The 15,876-nt window shown below is 69.3% G+C and carries 14 protein-coding genes; 1 reads left to right on the forward strand and 13 read right to left on the reverse strand.

Translation table 11 applies throughout. The annotated features are described in order from the left end of the window. Window positions 1-40: 40 nt before the first annotated feature. Genes gltX through AC4NN1_RS02815 form a run of 6 tightly spaced genes read right to left on the reverse strand, consistent with a single transcriptional unit; the run spans window position 41 to window position 7,375 of the window. Window positions 41-1,555 carry a glutamate--tRNA ligase gene (gltX, locus tag AC4NN1_RS02790; RefSeq protein ID WP_116229010.1) on the reverse strand — a complete coding sequence of 505 codons (1,515 nt, stop codon included), beginning with the start codon at window positions 1,553-1,555 and terminating at the stop codon, window positions 41-43. Between the two features lie 42 nt (window positions 1,556-1,597). Continuing rightward, window positions 1,598-2,833: an MFS transporter gene (locus AC4NN1_RS02795; RefSeq protein WP_491954490.1), complete on the reverse strand. Its 1,236-nt coding sequence runs from the start codon at window positions 2,831-2,833 to the stop codon at window positions 1,598-1,600. Continuing rightward, window positions 2,826-3,593 carry a fumarylacetoacetate hydrolase family protein gene (locus AC4NN1_RS02800; RefSeq protein ID WP_116229008.1) on the reverse strand — a complete coding sequence of 256 codons (768 nt, stop codon included), beginning with the start codon at window positions 3,591-3,593 and terminating at the stop codon, window positions 2,826-2,828. The genes AC4NN1_RS02795 and AC4NN1_RS02800 overlap by 8 nt, the downstream gene beginning before the upstream one ends. Window positions 3,594-3,596: 3 nt before the next feature. After that, complete coding sequence (locus AC4NN1_RS02805) at window positions 3,597-4,691, reverse strand: branched-chain amino acid aminotransferase (protein ID WP_018188090.1); 1,095 nt, start codon at window positions 4,689-4,691, stop codon at window positions 3,597-3,599. 49 nt (window positions 4,692-4,740) lie between these two features. Beyond that, window positions 4,741-5,793 carry a 3-isopropylmalate dehydrogenase gene (locus AC4NN1_RS02810; RefSeq protein WP_491954491.1) on the reverse strand — a complete coding sequence of 351 codons (1,053 nt, stop codon included), beginning with the start codon at window positions 5,791-5,793 and terminating at the stop codon, window positions 4,741-4,743. Between the two features lie 34 nt (window positions 5,794-5,827). Then, the gene (locus AC4NN1_RS02815) at window positions 5,828-7,375 is read right to left on the reverse strand and encodes an MFS transporter (protein ID WP_491954492.1); all 1,548 of its coding nucleotides are present in this window, start codon (window positions 7,373-7,375) and stop codon (window positions 5,828-5,830) included. 58 nt (window positions 7,376-7,433) lie between these two features. On the opposite strand from AC4NN1_RS02815, the gene AC4NN1_RS02820 reads away from it, so the two are divergent. Continuing rightward, a complete protein-coding gene (locus tag AC4NN1_RS02820; RefSeq protein WP_311870190.1) occupies window positions 7,434-7,976 on the forward strand; it encodes a TetR/AcrR family transcriptional regulator in 543 nt (180 codons plus the stop codon). 70 nt (window positions 7,977-8,046) lie between these two features. Here the strand turns inward: AC4NN1_RS02820 and serA are convergent, their stop codons facing one another. The 7 genes from serA to ilvD form a co-directional block, all read right to left on the reverse strand. After that, window positions 8,047-9,651 (reverse strand): phosphoglycerate dehydrogenase, encoded by a 1,605-nt coding sequence (serA, locus tag AC4NN1_RS02825; RefSeq protein ID WP_311870189.1) that lies wholly within the window; start codon window positions 9,649-9,651, stop codon window positions 8,047-8,049. A gap of 122 nt (window positions 9,652-9,773) precedes the next feature. Continuing rightward, window positions 9,774-10,118 (reverse strand): hypothetical protein, encoded by a 345-nt coding sequence (locus tag AC4NN1_RS02830; protein WP_018188095.1) that lies wholly within the window; start codon window positions 10,116-10,118, stop codon window positions 9,774-9,776. Between the two features lie 4 nt (window positions 10,119-10,122). After that, window positions 10,123-10,638 carry a hypothetical protein gene (locus AC4NN1_RS02835; RefSeq protein WP_018188096.1) on the reverse strand — a complete coding sequence of 172 codons (516 nt, stop codon included), beginning with the start codon at window positions 10,636-10,638 and terminating at the stop codon, window positions 10,123-10,125. Window positions 10,639-10,745: 107 nt separating this feature from the next. After that, window positions 10,746-11,771 carry a ketol-acid reductoisomerase gene (ilvC, locus tag AC4NN1_RS02840; protein ID WP_020097175.1) on the reverse strand — a complete coding sequence of 342 codons (1,026 nt, stop codon included), beginning with the start codon at window positions 11,769-11,771 and terminating at the stop codon, window positions 10,746-10,748. A 45-nt stretch (window positions 11,772-11,816) separates the two neighbouring features. Beyond that, on the reverse strand, window positions 11,817-12,326 hold the full coding sequence (gene ilvN / locus AC4NN1_RS02845) for an acetolactate synthase small subunit (RefSeq protein ID WP_018188098.1): 510 nt from the start codon (window positions 12,324-12,326) through the stop codon (window positions 11,817-11,819). A gap of 2 nt (window positions 12,327-12,328) precedes the next feature. After that, a complete protein-coding gene (locus AC4NN1_RS02850; RefSeq protein WP_026302972.1) occupies window positions 12,329-14,122 on the reverse strand; it encodes an acetolactate synthase large subunit in 1,794 nt (597 codons plus the stop codon). Between the two features lie 41 nt (window positions 14,123-14,163). Further along, window positions 14,164-15,870: a dihydroxy-acid dehydratase gene (ilvD, locus tag AC4NN1_RS02855; protein WP_018188100.1), complete on the reverse strand. Its 1,707-nt coding sequence runs from the start codon at window positions 15,868-15,870 to the stop codon at window positions 14,164-14,166. Between the last annotated feature and the right edge of the window lie 6 nt (window positions 15,871-15,876).

The following is a 15,876-nucleotide window of genomic DNA, read 5'->3' on the forward strand; positions in this document are numbered from 1 at the left end:
CAAGCTTAGCCCACGGCGCGGTCCCGGCCAAACCGAGGCATCAGCCGCGTGTCGCCCTCAGCTTCTCGAGGCGGGCGATCGACACGTCCTTGCCCAGGAGCTCCATCGACTCGAACAGCGGCGGCGAGACACGCCGGCCGCTGAGCGCGACGCGGGCAGGGCCGTACGCGACACGAGGCTTGAGCCCCAGTCCGTCGATGAGCGAGCCCGCGAGCGCCGCTTGGACGGCCTCCGCGTGGAACGCGTCGGCGGGCACACCCTCGAGAGCCTCGATGGATGCGGCGAGGACCTCCGCCGCGTTGGCGGGAAGCCCCTTGAGAGCGTCCTCGTCGTACGTCTCGACGTCGCGGAACAGGAAGCCGAGAAGGCCCGGTGCCTCACCGAGCATCTGCATGCGCTCCTGGACGAGCGGTGCGGCCTTGGCGAGCATCTCGCGCTGCGCGTCGGTGGGAGGCGTGCTGACGACGCCGGCGCCGACAAGGTAGGGCACCAGACGCGACGCGAAGTCGTCGGGCTCCAGCATCCGGATGTGGTCGCCGTTGATGGACTCGGCCTTCTTCTGGTCGAAACGGGCCGGGTTGGGGTTGACGTTCACGATGTCGAACGCCTCGATCAGCTCCTGACGCGTGAACACGTCGCGGTCGGAGGCGATGGACCAGCCGAGGAGGGAGAGGTAGTTGAGCAGACCCTCGTGGATGAAGCCCTTCTCGCGCTGCAGGAAGAGGTCGGCCTTCGGGTCGCGCTTGGAGAGCTTCTTGGTGCCCTCCTCCCCCAGCACCAGCGGCATGTGCGCGAAGCGCGGCACGAAGTCCGTCACGCCGGCGTCGATCAGTGCGCCGTACAGGGCGAGCTGGCGCGCCGTCGAGGGCATCAGGTCTTCGCCGCGGAGAACATGGGTGATTCCCATGAGCGCGTCGTCGACGGGGTTGGTGAACGTGTAGAGCGGGATGCCGCCGGCGCGGACCACCACGAAGTCGGGGAACGACCCGGCGGGGAAGGTGACCTCGCCGCGGATGAGGTCGACGTAGGTCACGTCCTCCTCGGGCACGCGCAGGCGCCAGGCGGGCTCGCGTCCCTCGGCGCGGAAGGCGGCCTTCTGCTCGTCGGTGAGCGTGCGGTCGTAGTTGTCGTACCCGAGCTGCTTCGCGCGGCCCGCCGCGGTGTTCCGCGCGTCGATCTCCTCGGCCGTCGAGTAGGACTCGTAGACGGCGCCCGAGGCGATGAGCTTGTCGAGGACCTCGCGGTAGATGTCGTGGCGCTGCGACTGGCGGTACGGCTCGTGCGGTCCACCCTTCTCCACGCCCTCGTCCCAGTCGATCTCGAGCCAGGTGAGCGCGTCGACGAGCTGACGGTAGCTCTCCTCGCTGTCGCGTGCCGCGTCGGTGTCCTCGACGCGGAAGATCATCTTGCCTCCGGTGTGCCGCGCGTACGCCCAGTTGAACAGGGCGGTGCGGACCATCCCGACGTGCGGGAGGCCGGTCGGCGAGGGGCAGAAGCGGACGCGGACGTCCGAGCCGGAAGCGGTCGTGGTGAGGGGGTGCGGTGCAGTCGACATCACCGTCCAGTCTACGGCCGCGCCTTCGACCGGCCCGCTCGGTCAGCGAGGCGCGTAGGGAGAGAGCACGGTGATCGCGATGACGACCGCGAGAGCGACGAGCGCGAGCCCGCCGTACCCGATGAGACTGAGGATGCCGCCGGCCAGCACGGACCCGATGGCCGCCGACAGCGTCATCGCCGTGTCGCTGCGCCCCTGCCGGCGAGGCCGGAGCTCGGTCGGCGTGGCCTCGGTCAGCAGCGCCGCGCCGCCCACCGTCGCCGCGCTCCACCCGAGTCCCAGGAGCAGGAGAGCGATGAGCACCGCGGTGGGCGAGTTCGGAGCGATCGCCGCGGTGACGAGCGACGCGGCGAGGATCGCCTGTCCGAGGAGGATCGTCTGCAGCCGACCCCAGCGATCCGCGAGGATGCCGAAGACCGGCGACAGGCCGTACATCCCGAACACGTGCAGGGCTATGGTGACGCCGACGATCGTGGTCACGTTCCGAGGGTCGAGGTGCGACAGGTGGACGGGGGTCATGGCCATGACCGACGCCATCGTCACGTGCGAGCCGGCCACGGCGAACACCGCGTAGCGGGCCACGATCGGTCGGTCCACTTCCACGACGCGGGTCGCACCGGCATCCCTCGCGCGAGCGAGCTGCTGCGCGACCTTCAGGGGGTCGGGCCGGAGGGCGACGAGGTAGAGGATCAGGGCGAGCGTCTGCGCGACGATCGAGAACGCGTACGAGCCGGTGAGGGGCGGCATCCCGAGCCACTGACCGACCGCCTCGCCGGGCGTCAGCATGAGCGGGCCGACGACCCCGCCCACGGTCGTCGCCCACACCACGGTGCCGAGGTCGCGTCCGCGACGCCCCTGACCCGAGAGGTCGGTCGCCGCGAACCGGGACTGCAGGTTGCCCGCATTGCCGGCACCGATGAGGATGACGCCGACGAGGAGCAACGGGAAGAGGCGGAGCGCCGCCGCGGTGATGACGACCGCGATCCCGACGAGGGCCAGCAGGTTCCCGAGGGTCAGCGCACGCCGGCGCCCCTGCGCCGAGGCGAGTCGTGCGAGCGGGATCGCGCACAGGGCGGCACCGAGGGTGACGGATGCCGTCGCGAACCCCGACAGCGACTCCTCACCCGACAGGTCGGCCGCCAGCAGCGCCCCCAGTGAGACCGTCGAGCCGAAGGCGACGCCACCGAGGACCTGCCCCGCGGCGAGGACGCCGACCGTCCGCCGCTGGATGCGGGCAACGTCGGTCGAGGAGAGGGTGGGGTCTGTCCCGTCAGGCATTCCGCGCCGTGTTGCGCAGGATGCCGAGACCCGTGATCTCGACCTCGAGCACGTCACCGGCGTGGAACTCGCCGATCCCCGCCGGCGTGCCCGTGAGGATCACATCGCCCGGGAGGAGCGTGAAGGCCGCCGACGCGTAGGCGATGATGTCGGGCACGGAGTGCACCATGTCGGAGATCGGACCGTCCTGACGGACCTCGCCGTTCACCCGGGAGACGATGCGCGCGCCGCCGTCGAGGTCGAACTCGGTCTCGATGATCGGACCCAGCGGGCAGAAGGTGTCGAAGCCCTTGGCACGCGACCATTGACCGTCGGAGCGCTGCAGGTCGCGCGCCGTGATGTCGTTGCCGATCGTGTAGCCGAAGACGTAATCGAGGGCCTTCTCAGCGGGGACGTTCTTGGCGACGCGGCCGATGACCACGGCGAGCTCGCCCTCGTAATCGGTGCGCTCGGACTGCGGCGGGCGGACGACGGCGTCATCGGGACCGATGACCGACGTGTTCGGCTTCAGGAACAGCAGCGGTTCGCCGGGGGCCTCGCCGCCCATCTCGGCGGCGTGGTCCCGGTAGTTCTTGCCGACGCAGACCACCTTGGAGCGTGGGATGGACGGGGCGAGGAGGGTGATCTCGGCGAGAGGGATCCGATCCCCCGTCGTCTCGAACCCGGCGAACATCGGGTCACCGGCGAGCTCGACGACCTCCTTCTCGTCGATGATCCCGTAGCGGATGGCCTCGTTGCGGCGGTAACGGACGATGCGCACGGTTCAGCCGTCCAGCCGCGTCAGCCAGCCGTGCACGTCTTCGGCGCGACCGTACTGGATGTCGGTGAGGTGCTGACGGAGCTCGAGCGCGAGAGTGCCCGTGGGCTGGACATCCTCGAACCCGGACGCCTTCAGCGCTCCGATCGGGGTGACGACGGCGGCGGTTCCGCACGCGAACACCTCGACGATGTCACCCGAGGCGACGCCCTCGCGCCAATCGGTCAGCGAGACGGGACGGCGCTCGACGCGGTGCCCGCGGTCCTCCGCGAGCTGCAGGATCGAGTTGCGGGTGATGCCGGCGAGGATCGATTCGGACTCGGGCGTCACGAGCGTCCCGTCCTTCATGACGAACACGACGTTCATGCCGCCGAGTTCTTCGACGTTGCCGTCCTCGTCCAGGAACACGACCTGGTCGCAGCCCTTCTCGTAGGCCTCGGCCTGAGGCAGGAGGCTCGCGGCGTAGTTGCCGCCGGTCTTCGCCGCTCCCGTGCCGCCCTTGCCGGCACGCGCGTAGTCCTCGCTCAGCCAGATCTTGACGGGGGTGACACCGCCCTTGAAGTAGGCGCCCGCGGGGCTGGCGATCACGTAGTAGGCGACCTTCTCGGCCGGGCGGACCCCGAGGAAGGCCTCCTTGGCGAACATGAACGGACGCAGGTACAGGCTCTGGTCGTCACCGGACGGAACCCAGGCGCCGTCGACGGCGATCAGCTCGCGGAGCGACTGCAGGAAGTACTCGGCGGGGAGTTCGGGCAGAGCCATCCGTCGCGCCGACCGCTGCAGGCGCGCGGCGTTCTCGTCGGGCCGGAACGTGTGGATGGAGCCGTCCGCGTGGCGGTACGCCTTGATGCCCTCGAAGATCTCCTGGCCGTAATGCAGCACGGAGGCCGCCGGCGACAGCGAGATGGGTCCGTAGGGCGAGACGCGCGGGCGGTGCCAGCCGCCCTTCGAGGACCAGCAGATGTCGACCATGTGGTCGGTGAAGTTCGTGCCGAACCCGGGGTTCGCGAGGATCTCCTCGCGGGCGGACGGCGACGCCGCAGCCAGGTTCTTCGTCACCGAGAAGGTGAGCGGGGCGGCGGTCGAGTCGGTGAGGGTCATGTCATTCCTGTTCCTCGCGCGGTGTCTGCGCGACGCGCATCCAGTCAGATTACGCCCGGAGGCGTGCGGTGATGGCGTCGCCGACCTGCGCGGTCGTGCGGGCGGAGCCGTCCCTCGCCTCGATGTCCCCTCGGGCCGCGCGGGTGACGCGCTGGGCCTCGTCACCCAGCCCGAGGTGCTCGAGCAGGAGGGCGACGGAAAGGATCGCGGCGGTGGGATCGGCGATCTGCTGTCCGGCGATGTCGGGCGCGGAACCGTGCACGGGCTCGAACATCGACGGGAACGCGCGGTCGGGGTTGATGTTCCCCGAAGCGGCGAGGCCGATGCCTCCGGTGACGGCGCCGGCCAAGTCGGTCAGGATGTCGCCGAAGAGGTTGTCGGTGACGATCACGTCGAAGCGGCCCGGGTTCGTGACCAGGAAGATCGTCGCCGCGTCGACGTGCAGGTAGTCTACGGCGACGCCGGGGTGCTCCTGAGCCACCTCGTCGACGATCCTCTTCCACATCCCGCCCGCGTGCACCAGCACGTTCGTCTTGTGGACGAGGGTGAGCTTCTGGCGACGCTTCTCGGCCTGCGCGAAGGCGAACCGGACGACCCGTTCGATGCCGAACGCCGTGTTGACCGACGTCTCGTTCGCGATCTCGTGCGGGGTCCCCGTGCGGATGGAGCCGCCGTTGCCGACGTACGGCCCCTCGGTCCCCTCACGGACGACGACGAAGTCGATGTCTCCGGGATCAGCGAGCGGTCCGGACGCCCCCGGGTACAACACCGACGGGCGGAGGTTGACGTAGTGGTCCAGGGCGAATCGGAGCTTGAGGAGGAGGCCCCGCTCGATGTTCGCGTCCTTCAGGCGCGGGTCGCCCGGCATCCCGCCGACGGCCCCGAGGAGGATCGCGTCGTGCGACGCGATGGCAGCGAGGTCCTCGTCGGTGAGCGTGTCGCCCGTCTCGAGGTAGCGCGCGGCGCCCAGCGAGAATCGGGTCTTCTCGAAGGCGACATCGGCACCGTCCGTCACGGCGTCGAGGACCTTCTCGGCCTCTGCGACGACCTCCGGACCGATGCCGTCTCCGGGGATGACGGCCAGCTTCACGACGCGCGACATCGCTCTCCTCGTTGTCGGGGTGGACCGCGCGCCGTCAGTGCTCGACGTGCGCGGTGCGGGTCCCCTTCAGCGTAGTGGCCGCGATCACGGCGGCGCAGACGACCAGCACCGCCCCGATGATCGAGGTGACGCCGACGCCGGAATCGAAAGCGGATGCCGCGGCCTCGAGCACGCGCTCGCCGAGACCCGCCGGCAGCCCGTCGGCGGCGGTGACCGCTCCGCCCAGGGTCTCGCGCGCCGCTGCCGCCGTCTCAGCGGGCACCCCGTCGGGCAGGACGATCCCGGAACGGTAGAGCGCGGTGAGGATGCCGCCGAGCACCGCCGTGCCGAGAACGGCCCCGAGTTCGTAGGCCGTCTCGGACACGGCACTCGCCGCGCCTGCCTTGGCCGGCGGAGCCGTCGCCAGGATCAGCTCGTTCGACACGGTCTCGGCCGCGCCGATACCGAGGCCGAGCAGCCCGAAGGCGGCGATGAGCGTGCCGAGGGCCGCGGCATCCGTCGACATCGCGATGATGAGATACGCCGCGACCGACAGCGACAGCGCCACCGGCACGACGACGCGCGGCGATATCCGGCGCGAGATCGGGACGACCGTGAGCCCTGAGACGATCATCAACACGAGCCCGGGGACGAGCGCGAGGCCCGCCTGCAGCGGGCTCAGTCCGACGATGAGCTGCAGGTGCTGCGTCACGAAGTACAGGAACCCGACGAGGGCGACGACGCTCAAGAGGTTGACGAGGAGCGCGCCGGTGAACGCGCCCGTCCGGAACAGTCGCATGTCGAGCATCGGCGCGTCGGACCCGAGCTGACGACGCACGAAGATCAGCCCGAACGCCAGACCCGCGACCACGAGGACGACCGGCAGGATGCCGAGACCGTGGACGGCGAACTCCTTGATGGCGTAGACGATCGGCACCATGGTCGCCATGCTGAGGGCGATGCTGACGGGGTCGATGCGGCCCGGCTTCGGGTCACGACTCTCGGGGACCAGGATCGGCGCGAGGACGAGCAGCGGGATCAGGACGGGGACCGCGAGGAGGAACACCGACCCCCACGCGAAGTGCTCCAGCAGGAGTCCTCCGACGATGGGTCCGAGAGCGGAGCCCGCTGAGAACATCGACGCCCAGACCGCGATCGCGAGTCGGCGCTGGTCGCGGTCGGTGAAGATGCTCCGCAGCAGCGACATCGTCGACGGCATGAGCATGGCACCGAAGAACCCCATGGCGGCGCGGGCGGCGATCAGGAGCTCGGCCGACGGGGCGAAGGCAGCGACGGCGGAGATGCCCGCGAAGCCGGTCGCTCCGATCATGAGCAGCCGACGGCGTCCGAATCGGTCCCCAAGGGATCCCATCGTGACGAGGAGCCCTGCCAGGACGAGCGGATAGACGTCGATGATCCAGAGCTGCTGCGCGCTCGTGGGAGTCAGGTCGCGTGCGATCTCGGGCAGCGCGAAGCTCAACACCGTGTTGTCCACCGACACCAGGAGCACCGGCAGCATGAGCACCGCCAGCGCAGCCCAGCCGCGCCACCCTTGTCGCACACCCGCCGCGTCGGCGACGCGGATCTCTTCCGTCAACGTCATGATTTATACACCGTCCAGCCGGTATAGTAACAGAGTCGACCGACGAGAGGGAAGAGACGTGAGCAGACCACCGCGGGCGCGAGAGAGCGTGCTGGACGCGTTCGAGGCCGCCTTGATCGACGGCGGTGCCCGCGGCGCGACGATGGATGCCGTCGCCGCAGCGGCGGGCGTCTCGAAGGGCGGTCTGCTCTACCACTACGCCTCGAAGGAAGCGCTCGAGTCGGCGCTCATCGAGCGGATGCGGCGGCTCGTCGACCTGGACGTCGAGGAGATGCTCCGCTCCCCCGACGGGATCGTGGCGGTGTTCGTCCGCACGTCCGTGCAGTCCGCCACCCCGCTCGACCGCGCGATCGTCGCCACGTCACGCCTGGCGCAGTCGGGCCACGACGCGGCATCCGTCGCCCTCCGTGACGCGCGACGCGTCTGGGAGGATGCGCTCCGTCCTCACACCCGCGACGAGAGCGCACTGCAGCTCGTCCTGCTCGTGAGCGACGGGCTCTACTTCAACAGCGCGCTCGCCACGCAGGGCGTCCCGGGACCCATCCCGCAGGGCGACGACCTCGACGCGCTCATCGCGCTCGTCGAGCGCGCGGCACGCTGACCCGCTCCCCTGTCACGAACGACCGCCGCACGCGGCGTGATGCGACAGGGGAACGAGGGATGCCGGTGCGTCAGACCTCGGTGAGCTCGATCTGGCGGAACAGGTCGGCCTGGACCGAAGCGCGGAGCTCGTCGAGCATCGGCTCGGGGATCGGCGAATCGACGGTCAGGACGGACAGTGCGCGGCCGCTCGCGTCGGGCCGTGCGACCTGGAGCCCCGCGATGTTGATGCCCGCTTCGCCGAGCTTCTGACCATAGATCGCGACGATGCCGGGCCGGTCGGCGTAGCGCATCACGACGTGGTACCGGTTGATCGGCACCTCGACCTCGTAGCCGTTGATGCCGACGACCTTCGGCACCATGCGCGTGCCCGCGAGGGTGCCCTCCACGGTGAGCACCGTGCCGTCGGACAGCGTGCCGCGGAGGATCGTGATGTTCCGGTATAGCGGGCTCTCGGACTCGACGATCAGTCGGGTCTCGATGCCGCGCTGCTCGGCGAACAGCGGCGCGTTCACGTAGGAGACGTTCTCGCTCACGATGTTCGTGAAGATGCCCTTCAGCGCCGCCAGGCGGTAGACGCTGACGTCGTAGTCGGCGAGCTCTCCGCGGACCTCGATGTCGAGGCTCGTGAGGGCGCTGGGCGCGAGCCCCGTGAAGATCTGACCCAGCTGCTCGACGAGCGCGATGCCGGGACGCACGAACGGGTCGATCACGCCACCGGCGACGTTCACGGCGTCCGGGACCAGGTCGCCTTCGAGCGCGAGCTTGACGGACTTCGCGACCGAGACACCCGCCTTCTCCTGAGCCTCTTCGGTCGAGGCGCCCAGGTGGGGCGTGACGATGACGTTCGGCAGGGACAGCAGGGGGAACGCCGTGCCGTCCTCCTTCGGCGGCTCGCTCGTGAAGACATCGAGTCCTGCGCCGGCGATCTGGCCGGTGCTGAGCGCCGTGTGCAGCGCCTCTTCGTCGATGAGACCACCGCGGGCGACGTTCACGACATACGCCGTATCCTTCATCATCTCGAACTGCGCGGCGCCGATCATGCCGGTCGTCTCGGGGGTCTTCGGCATGTGGATCGTGACGAAGTCGCTGGTCTTCAGCAGCTCGTCGAGCCCGAGGAGCTGCACGCCCAGCTGCTGCGCGCGGGTCGGCGTGACGTAGGGGTCGTACGCGACGACCGAGACGCCGAACGCCTGCAGTCGAGAGGCGATGAGGGCGCCGATGCGGCCGAGGCCGATGATGCCGACCGTCTTCTCGAACAGCTCGGTGCCCGTGAAGGAGGAGCGCTTCCACGCGCCGGCCGCGAGCGAGGCGTGGGCCGCCGGGATGTGGCGCGCGAGGCTCAGGATGTGACCGACGGTGAGTTCGGCCGCGGAGATGATGTTCGACGTCGGGGCGTTGACCACCATGACGCCCGCGCTCGTGGCGGACTTGATGTCGACGTTGTCGAGACCGACGCCGGCACGGGCGATGACCTTGAGCGACGGAGCCGCGGCGATCGCCTCGGCATCCATCTTCGTTGCGGAACGGATGAGGACGGCGTCCGCATCTGCGAGGGCCGGGAGGAGGGCGGCACGGTCGGCACCGTCCACGGATCGGACGTCGAAATCGGGGCCCAGGGCCTCGATCGTGGCGGGAGAGAGTTCTTCGGCGATCAGGACGACAGGCTTGGGCACGGCAGACCTTCGGGTACGCGAGTGTGGATCGCCACGCGGCCGGCCGGGCTGGGACCGACGACGGTACGCGGCACGGCCAGCCTAGCGAATCCGACCGCACGGCCCCGACCGTGTGACGGACCTCAGGAGCCGAAGAGCGAGTTGCCGTTCGTGATCGCGAACGTGAGGACGTTGAGCCAGAAGACGCCGACCAGCCCGAGCCCCACGAGCAGAATCGCGGCGAGGTGCAGCAGCGGACGCCGACGGCCGAGGACCACCCCCGCGACGAAGACGATGATCGGGAAGACGACCGGGAAGAGGAGGAAGGCCCAGCCGGCGCCGGTGAGACCCTCGACCGCGGTGGCCTGCGCGACGAGGAAGGCCACAGCGGTCCACACGGCGTAGGCGTAGAAGAGCCCGAACACGCCGGCGACCGTGGCCCGCAGCCACGACGGTGCGCGGCGAACGGTGGGGGAAGACGTCGTCACGGGGTCACACTCCGCTCACGAAGGGCCAGGGCACGAGCAGGAACGCACCGACGATGAGCCACACGAAGCGCACCCACGTCGCCGAGGCGCGCGTGAGGAGCATCGACACCCCGAACCAGAGGACGGGAGCCGCGACCGCCGCCCATTGCGCCGGGACGACAGCCCAGGGCGCGAGGAACGCCGAGATCACGAGCGCCGTACGAGCGCCACCCAGCGCCCAGCCGACCGTGTACAGCAGGTAGATCCCGCCGAGGAGACCGAGCGTGACGAGCGCGACGTTCCCGAGGGATGCCGGCGGTCCCGCCTCGGCGCGGTCCTCCCCCGCCCCCTGCTCCTCTGCCGGCGGCACGGGATCCTGCTCGGCCGCCGGAGCGGCCGGCTGCGGCGCACTCCCCTTCCCGACCGCGCGGAAGCCGCGCGGCAGGGACGTCTCGCTCCGCTCGGGGCGGGGTGGACGGGTCGGCGAATCGTCGCCCTCCCAGCGGAAGGCGTCCTCGTCGTCTCGGGGCTCGGAAGGCACGGACCGAGTCTACCGACGCCGAAGGCCCGACCCCTTGTAAGGGCCGGGCCTCCGTGGCTCATATCAAGCCGGTCTCGGCGGATGCGCCGAGGGCGGGATGCCGAGGGTCAGCGCGCGGCGGAGCCTTCGGTGTAGTCCGAGTCCTGCTGCTTCCACGCGAAGAGGGCGCGCAGGTCCTTGCCGACGGCCTCGATCGGGTGTGCGGCGGCCTTGGCACGGAGCTCCTGGAACTCCACGGCGCCGTTGTCCTGGTCGTCGATGAAGCGCTTGGCGAAGGCACCCGATTGGATGTCGCCGAGGACGGCCTTCATGTTCTCCTTGACGCTCGGGTCGATGACGCGCGGGCCAGAGACGTAGTCGCCGTACTCCGCCGTGTCGGAGACCGACCAACGCTGCTTGGCGATGCCGCCCTCCCACATGAGGTCGACGATGAGCTTCAGCTCGTGGAGCACCTCGAAGTAGGCGATCTCGGGCTGGTAGCCCGCTTCGGAGAGAGTCTCGAAGCCGTACTGGACCAGCTGCGACACGCCACCGCAGAGGACGGCCTGCTCGCCGAACAGGTCGGTCTCGGTCTCTTCGGTGAAGGTCGTCTTGATGACGCCCGCACGGGTTCCGCCGATGGCCTTCGCGTACGAGAGCGCGACGCTCCAGGCCTGGCCCGAGGCGTCCTTCTCGACGGCGATGATGTCGGGGATGCCGCGGCCCGCGACGAACTCGCGCCGCACCGTGTGGCCGGGGGCCTTCGGGGCGACCAGGATGACGTCGACGTCGTCGGGGACCTCGATGTAGCCGAAGCGCACGTTAAAGCCGTGCGCGAAGGCGAGCGTCTTGCCGGCCGCGAGGTGAGGCTTGATCTCGTCGTTGAAGATGCCGCGCTGGTGCTGGTCGGGCGCGAGGATCATGATGAGGTCGGCCCACTCGGCAGCATCCGCGACGGACTTCACCTCGAAGCCGTCCTCTTCGGCCTTCGGAGCGGACTTCGAGCCGTCCTTGAGGGCGATGACGACCTCGACGCCGGAGTCGCGGAGGTTCTGGGCGTGGGCGTGGCCCTGCGAGCCATACCCGACGATGGCGACCTTCTTGCCCTGGATGAGCGAGATGTCGGCGTCGGCGTCGTAGAGGATCTCAGCCATGTTCGTGTGTGTCTCCTTGTAGATGTCGGTAGAGAAGTTGTGGGGTCAGCCGCGCAGGACGCGCTCGGTGATGCTCTTGCCGCCGCGGCCGATGGCGACCATGCCGGACTGCGCGAGCTCCTTCACACCGAAGGGCTCGAGCGCCCTGAGGAAGGCGTCGACCTTGCCGCGATCGCCGGTCACCTCGACCACGAGGGCGTCGGTCGCATAGTCGACGACGGACGCGCGGAAGAGGTTGACGACCTCGATGACGTTCGAGCGCGTCTGGTTGTCGGCGCGGACCTTGACGAGCATGTGCTCGCGCTGGACCGAGGTCGAGTAGTCGAGCTCGACGATCTTGATGACGTTCACGAGCTTGTTCAGCTGCTTCGTCACCTGCTCGAGCGGCAGCTCCTCGACGTCGACGACGACCGTGATGCGGGAGAGCCCCGGCACCTCGGTGACGCCCACGGCGAGCGAGTCGATGTTGAAGCCACGTCGGGCGAACAGGCCCGCCACGCGCGTCAGCAGACCGGGCTTGTCCTCCACGAGGAGGCTCAGGACGTGCTTGCTCATCGTCAGTCCCCCTGCTCGAATGCCGGCGCGTGTTCGCGCGCGTACTGGATGTAGCTGTTGCTGACGCCCTGCGGCACCATCGGCCACACCATCGCGTCGGCGCTCACGACGAAGTCGATGACGACGGGACGGTCGTTGGTCTCCAGTGCCAGCTGGATGGCGGCATCCACGTCCTCGGCCTTCTCGACCCGGATGCCGAGGCAGCCGTACGCCTCGGCGAGCTTGACGAAGTCCGGGATGCGGATGCTGTCGTGACCCGTGTTGAGGTCGGTGTTCGAGTGGCGGCCGTCGTAGAAGAGGGTCTGCCACTGGCGCACCATGCCGAGGGACGAGTTGTTGATGATCGCGACCTTGATCGGGATGTTGTTGATCGCGCAGGTGGCGAGTTCCTGATTGGTCATCTGGAAGCAGCCGTCGCCGTCGATCGCCCACACCGCCCGGTCGGGCTGGGCGACCTTCGCCCCCATCGCGGCGGGGACGGCGTAGCCCATCGTCCCGGCGCCGCCGGAGTTCAGCCACGCGTTGGGGCGCTCGTAGCCGATGAACTGCGCGGCCCACATCTGGTGCTGACCGACACCCGAGGCGAACACGCCCTCGGGTCCGGTGATCTCGCCGATGCGCTGGATCACGTGCTGCGGCGACATCAGACCGTCCGTCGTCGGCGCGTAGCCGAGCGGGAACTCGGTCCGGAGGCCGTCGAGGTACGACCACCACTCCGAGATGTCCGACCCCTCGACTCCGGCGAACGCGGCATCGAGGTCGACGAGGACGTCCTTCAGGTCGCCCACGATCGGAACGTCTGCGGCGCGGATCTTGCCGATCTCGGCGGGGTCGATGTCGACGTGGATCACCTTGGCGTCGGGGGCGAACAGCGCCGCCTTGCCGGTGACACGGTCGTCGAACCGTGCGCCGAGTGCGATGAGCAGGTCGGATTCCTGGAGCGCGAGGACGGCCGGAACCGTGCCGTGCATGCCCGGCATGCCGAGCTGCTGCGGGTGGGAGTCGGGGAACGCTCCCCGTGCCATGAGGGTCGTGACGACAGGGGCTCCGGTGGCCTCCGCGAAACGGCGGAGCTCAGCGGCAGCCCCTGCGCGGACCACGCCGCCGCCGACGTACAGGACGGGCTTCTTGGCCTCGGAGATGAGCTGCGCCGCGGCCTGGATCTGCTTGCCGTGGGCTTTCGTCACCGGCCGGTACCCGGGGAGGTCGACCTTCGGCGGCCAGATGAAAGGCGCCTTGGCCTGCTGCGCGTCCTTCGTGATGTCGACGAGGACGGGGCCTGGGCGACCGGTCGAGGCGATCTCGAACGCCGCGGCGATCGCGCCGGGGATCTCGGCGGGGTCCTTCACGAGGAACGAGTGCTTCGTGATCGGCATGGTGATGCCCACGATGTCGGCCTCCTGGAAGGCATCCGTCCCCATCAGGGTCGAGTACACCTGCCCGGTGATGCAGACGATCGGCATCGAGTCCATGTAGGCGTCCGCGATCGCGGTGACGAGGTTGGTCGCGCCCGGGCCGGAGGTCGCGATCGCGACGCCGACACGACCGGATGCCGCGGCGTACCCCTCGGCGGCGTGACCGGCGCCCTGCTCGTGACGGACCAGGATGTGGCGGAGGTCCGTGGAGTCCATCAGGGGGTCGTAGACCTCGATGATGGCTCCACCCGGGAGGCCGAAGACGTCGGTGACGCCCAAGAGCTCCAGTGAGCGGACGACGGCCTGCGCTCCGGTGAGCACGGGGTGGGACGCGCCTCCGGCGGGTGGCCGGGGCACAGCGGCAACGGTGTCAGAAGACATGAGAGAGACCTCTGTGGTGATGGATGACGAGTGTGTGGGGCCTAGCCCGTCGTCGCGCCCTCCGCAGCGGAGCGCACGAGCTTCGAGTACTTGGCCAACACGCCACGGGTATAGCGCGGGGGAAGGGGCTCCCAGCCCTCACGGCGGGAGTTCAGCTCAGCTTCGTCGACGAGTAGGTCGAGAGAACGAGCCGCGATATCGACCCGTATCAGATCACCATCGCGCACGAAGGCGATGGGACCAGCGTCCACCGCTTCGGGTGCTATGTGGCCGATGCACAGGCCGGTTGTGCCGCCTGAGAATCGTCCGTCCGTCAACAGTAGTACATCTTTTCCGAGGCCAGCGCCCTTGATGGCGGCGGTCACCGCGAGCATCTCGCGCATGCCCGGACCGCCCTTGGGCCCCTCGTATCGGATGACGACGACGTCGCCGGCGGCGATGCGTCCCTCCTCGAGGGCGTCCATCGCGGCGCGCTCGCGTTCGAACACCCGGGCGGGTCCCTCGAAGACGGCGGCATCGAACCCCGCGGTCTTCACAACGGCACCTTCGGGCGCCATCGAGCCGTGCAGGATCGTGATGCCGCCGGTCGCGTGGATCGGGTCGTCGAAGGTGTGGATGACGGTGCCGTCGATCGGGTCCGGGTCGAGGTCGCGCAGGTTCTCGGCGAGCGTCTTGCCCGTGACGGTGAGCGCATCGCCGTGCAGGAGGCCCTCGTCGAGCATGGCCTTCATGATGACCGGGATGCCGCCGTGCCGGTCGACGTCGTTCATGACGTAGGTGCCGAACGGCTTCATGTCGGCCACGTGCGGGACCTTGTCGCCGATGCGGTTGAAGTCGTGGAGCGTCAGGTCGACCTCGGCCTCGCGCGCGATGGCGAGCAGGTGCAGGACGACGTTCGTCGAACCGCCGAGGGCCATCGCGAGCGCGATCGCGTTCTCGAAGGACTCCTTCGTGAGGATGTCGCGGGTCGTGATGCCCTGGCGGAGCAGGTTGACGACGGCCTCGCCGGAGCGGTGGGCGAAGTAGTCGCGGCGACGGTCGGCGGAGGGCGGCGCCGCGGAGCCGGGAAGACTGAGCCCCAGAGCCTCGGCGACCGATGCCATCGTGTTGGCGGTGTACATGCCGCCGCATGCGCCCTCGCCGGGCGCGATCGCGCACTCGATGCGCTTGAGGTCGGCCTCGCTCATCTTGCCGGCCAGGCACGCCCCGACCGCCTCGAAGGAGTCGATGATCGTGACGTCCTTCTCGGTGCCGTCGCTGAGCTTGACCCAGCCCGGCGCGATCGAGCCCGCGTAGAGGAAGACGCTCGAGAGGTCGAGGCGGGCGGAGGCCATGAGCATGCCGGGGATCGACTTGTCGCAGCCGGCGAGCAGGACCGAGCCGTCGAGGCGCTCGGCCATCATGACCGTCTCGACCGAGTCGGCGATGACCTCACGGCTCACGAGGGAGAAGTGCATGCCCTCGTGGCCCATGGAGATGCCGTCCGAGACCGAGATGGTGCCGAACTGGAGGGGGTAACCGCCTCCGGCGTGCACGCCTTCTTTGGCTCCCTGCGCGAGCCGGTCGAGGCTCAGGTTGCAGGGCGTGATCTCGTTCCAGCTCGAGGCGATGCCGATCTGGGGCTTGTCCCAGTCCTCGTCGCCCATGCCGACCGCGCGGAGCATTCCGCGGGACGTCGTGGCTTCGATGCCGTCGGTGACCGCGCGACTGCGGGGCTTGATGTCGATGTTCTCGTCGGGAGAGGGCATTCTCGA

This window comes from Microbacterium sp. MDV22-iso44, from assembly GCF_058629135.1.

Excerpts from the sequence above, each read along its gene's own strand:
- gltX (WP_116229010.1), bottom strand. The coding sequence starts at position 1,555 with ATGTCGACTGCACCGCACCCCCTCACCACGACCGCTTCCGGCTCGGAC.
- AC4NN1_RS02795 (WP_491954490.1), bottom strand. The coding sequence starts at position 2,833 with ATGCCTGACGGGACAGACCCCACCCTCTCCTCGACCGACGTTGCCCGC.
- AC4NN1_RS02805 (WP_018188090.1), bottom strand. The coding sequence starts at position 4,691 with ATGACCCTCACCGACTCGACCGCCGCCCCGCTCACCTTCTCGGTGACG.
- AC4NN1_RS02810 (WP_491954491.1), bottom strand. The coding sequence starts at position 5,793 with ATGTCGCGCGTCGTGAAGCTGGCCGTCATCCCCGGAGACGGCATCGGT.
- AC4NN1_RS02815 (WP_491954492.1), bottom strand. The coding sequence starts at position 7,375 with ATGACGTTGACGGAAGAGATCCGCGTCGCCGACGCGGCGGGTGTGCGA.
- ilvC (WP_020097175.1), bottom strand. The coding sequence starts at position 11,771 with ATGGCTGAGATCCTCTACGACGCCGACGCCGACATCTCGCTCATCCAG.
- ilvN (WP_018188098.1), bottom strand. The coding sequence starts at position 12,326 with ATGAGCAAGCACGTCCTGAGCCTCCTCGTGGAGGACAAGCCCGGTCTG.
- AC4NN1_RS02850 (WP_026302972.1), bottom strand. The coding sequence starts at position 14,122 with ATGTCTTCTGACACCGTTGCCGCTGTGCCCCGGCCACCCGCCGGAGGC.
- ilvD (WP_018188100.1), bottom strand. The coding sequence starts at position 15,870 with ATGCCCTCTCCCGACGAGAACATCGACATCAAGCCCCGCAGTCGCGCG.